This is a genomic window from Staphylococcus sp. 510, assembly GCF_057219715.1.
Map to the genome: position 1 here is coordinate 1 of NZ_JBXVVK010000039.1, position 2804 is coordinate 2804.

The 2804-nt window shown below is 28.6% G+C and carries 5 protein-coding genes; 3 read left to right on the top strand and 2 right to left on the bottom strand.

Going from position 1 to position 2804, the window contains the following annotated elements; genetic code table 11:
* The 3 genes from AC2D8K_RS12470 to AC2D8K_RS12480 all read left to right on the top strand — a co-directional run.
* A partial coding sequence (locus AC2D8K_RS12470; RefSeq protein ID WP_484698814.1) for a hypothetical protein occupies window positions 1–195 on the top strand: 195 nt, incomplete at its 5' end.
* Window positions 196–335: 140 nt separating this feature from the next.
* Window positions 336–584 carry an AbrB/MazE/SpoVT family DNA-binding domain-containing protein gene (locus tag AC2D8K_RS12475; RefSeq protein ID WP_095325081.1) on the top strand — a complete coding sequence of 83 codons (249 nt, stop codon included), beginning with the start codon at window positions 336–338 and terminating at the stop codon, window positions 582–584.
* Window positions 581–919 carry a type II toxin-antitoxin system PemK/MazF family toxin gene (locus tag AC2D8K_RS12480; RefSeq protein ID WP_162154839.1) on the top strand — a complete coding sequence of 113 codons (339 nt, stop codon included), beginning with the start codon at window positions 581–583 and terminating at the stop codon, window positions 917–919. The genes AC2D8K_RS12475 and AC2D8K_RS12480 overlap by 4 nt, the downstream gene beginning before the upstream one ends.
* Window positions 920–965: 46 nt before the next feature.
* On the opposite strand, the gene AC2D8K_RS12485 is transcribed toward AC2D8K_RS12480, so the two are convergent.
* The gene (locus AC2D8K_RS12485; protein WP_484698816.1) at window positions 966–1790 is read right to left on the bottom strand and encodes a hypothetical protein; all 825 of its coding nucleotides are present in this window, start codon (window positions 1788–1790) and stop codon (window positions 966–968) included.
* A gap of 200 nt (window positions 1791–1990) precedes the next feature.
* Window positions 1991–2761: an AAA family ATPase gene (locus AC2D8K_RS12490; RefSeq protein WP_484698818.1), complete on the bottom strand. Its 771-nt coding sequence runs from the start codon at window positions 2759–2761 to the stop codon at window positions 1991–1993.
* Between the last annotated feature and the right edge of the window lie 43 nt (window positions 2762–2804).

The following is a 2804-nucleotide window of genomic DNA, read 5'->3' on the forward strand; positions in this document are numbered from 1 at the left end:
GTTAATTTTGAGGAAGATGTACCTAAAAAATTTTTACGTTTAAAGAGAACAATGAAATACTTTATAGATTTGATTTCAATGGTTTTAATGACATTAGTATTACTGTTATTTAGTTATAATCATTTAATTGTTATAGCCATTTTAGTATTTATGGTAGGATTTTGTTCATTAAATTATTGGTCTCATAAAATATAGTTATAAAAAAGTGCTATAATCAACAATACAATTTATGGATGTGAGGTTATTAACAACTATATGTATTTACATAAGTAAGTACAAAATGTTAAACTAATGTTATCAAGGAGATGAGATAAATGGTCAAAACATTAAATGATATGAACAAAACATCTGAACGTATCTTCAAAAGTGGTAACAGCAAAGCAATTAGTTTAGGCAAACAAACAATCCAACTCACTGATTTTGAGGTAGGGGATAAAGTCGAAGTACAACAAGTAGATGGCGGTTTATTCATCACTAAAAAAGAACAATCGATTGAAGATGAAATCACAAACTTTTTCAAAAATGGTGGTAAATACACTGAACCCGAAATTGACTTTGGAGAGAGTGTAGGTCGTGAAATATGAGCATCAAACAATTTGATATCTACTACATCGACCTAGACCCCACACGAGGTCGTGAAAAACAAAAAGTCAGACCATGCTTAATTGTAAACAACCAAATGACCATCGATGGTACGAACTTTGTTTGGGTATTACCAATCACAAATCGTGAAAAACGTTATCCATTAGATATTGAAGTTAAAACTAAAAAAGGATTGGTTACAGGCGTTATAGACACGCTACAGATACGTGCATTAGACCTTAATGAGCGTGAACATAATTATAAAGATGAACTACAAGACAACTTAAAAAAAGTCGTCTTACAAGCAATACAAACGTATCTAAAACCATCATCATAATAAATAAAACCACCTAACAAAAAATGTTTAGGTGGTTATTTTAAACTTAATCTTCTCTTTTAACATACTTACTATCTGGTTTATCAAGCGCACTTTTTTCTGATTTCTTACCAACTTTAGTTGCTAGATAGTATCTATCGTCACCCGAATCACTGCTACTCAAATAAGCATATTTATCGTCATAAACGGTTATATTTTTGTTAGAATTATCCATTTCATACATCATAACGTCATTTATTTCTTTAGCATCTTTAACAAATTCATATGAATCAGCATCTACATATCTTGGAAACGCATAGAATCTTTCTTTTTCAGTATCATTACCTGTACCATCCTCTTCTACTTCAATTTTCAAATCACGTTCTTTAGGTTCTGTATACTTTAATTTTTTCAAATCATTATATATTTTTTCATCACTTTCAAGCATTCTTTTTTCTTGTTTAGTAATCGATGAATCTTTTCCTCGTAATTTGATTGATTCTTCATAATTTGTTTTTTGTACATCTTTGTCATTTCTTGCATCGCCTAAATATTCTTTTCTTTGTTTTTTTATATTTTCTTTATCCTCTTTTTTCGCTATCTTTAAAATTTCATCTTGAGATTTATCTTTCATATCTCCCAAATCATACTTTCCACTGTGAGCGTCATAGGTCGTCGATTTACCATCATTTGTAAATATGTATGCAACGATAGGATTGTCTTTATCGGGCGTTGATTCTTCATCTTTATTTTTTAATACAAAACTTACTCTCTTACCATCGTTCATCATTTCTCCAAATTTAGCTTCTTTTTTATTAGACGCATCACTGCCAAAACTACACGCAGATAGTAACAAACCTACACTGAAAGATATTAATAATAACTTTTTCATTTTTACACTCCTCAATTTTATTTTGCATTTATAATTGTATCTTAATTAAATAATCAATTGAATGTTAAATTCCAAACAATATAAAATAAGTTAAAGAAAGTATATTTTATATAAATTGAGACCGATTAAAATCCCCTACTATTAATTTTAGTAATAGTAGGGGATTTAGGACATTTCACATATATACTTTTGATTTCATTCTAAACATTAAGAATATCTACATCTCTTATTAAATTATATTCTTCATTCATAACATCATCTTCAATAATTCTATTCGCTTGATTTCTTAATATTTTATCATTTAAGTTCCTAACAAATCTTGCATTACTATTTATCTTTTGTTGTCCAATTTTTTCTTTGAGTTTCATTTCATAAACATCTTTATTAAAACTATATTCATAGAGCATTTTTTCTCCAATTAATGCCATTTCTGATAACGTGTAATCTTCAAATATAATCTCATTTTGAATTCTCGATTCAAGTCCAGGATTCATACTAATTAAATCATTCATCTCTTTAGTATATCCAGCAAAAATAATCATTATGTCATCTCTATTATCTTCCATAAATTTTAAAATAGTTTCTATCGCTTCTAATCCATAATCCTTTTCAGATTTACTATATAATGTATATGCTTCATCAATAAAAAGTACTCCGCCTAATGCTGACTTTAGAACATTTTCCGTTTTTATTGCCGTCTGCCCAACAAATCCTGCAACTAAATCCTGTCTAGAAACTTCTACTAATAAATCTTTTTTTATAATATTTTCTTGTGCTAAAATTTTCGCTATTAATCTAGCTACAGTTGTTTTACCAGTCCCTGGATTCCCTTTATAAACAGAGTGAAGAGTCGTATCCTTAATATCCAATCCTCTTTCTTTTTTAAAATTGTTAACCTGATGAACCCTAATAAAATCTATAGCCTGTTGCTTAGCATTGGTTAAACCAATCAAGCTTTTCAATTCATCCATAGGACTTTTTTCTTTAGTATTTGAAGTTACATTTTATTTTGTT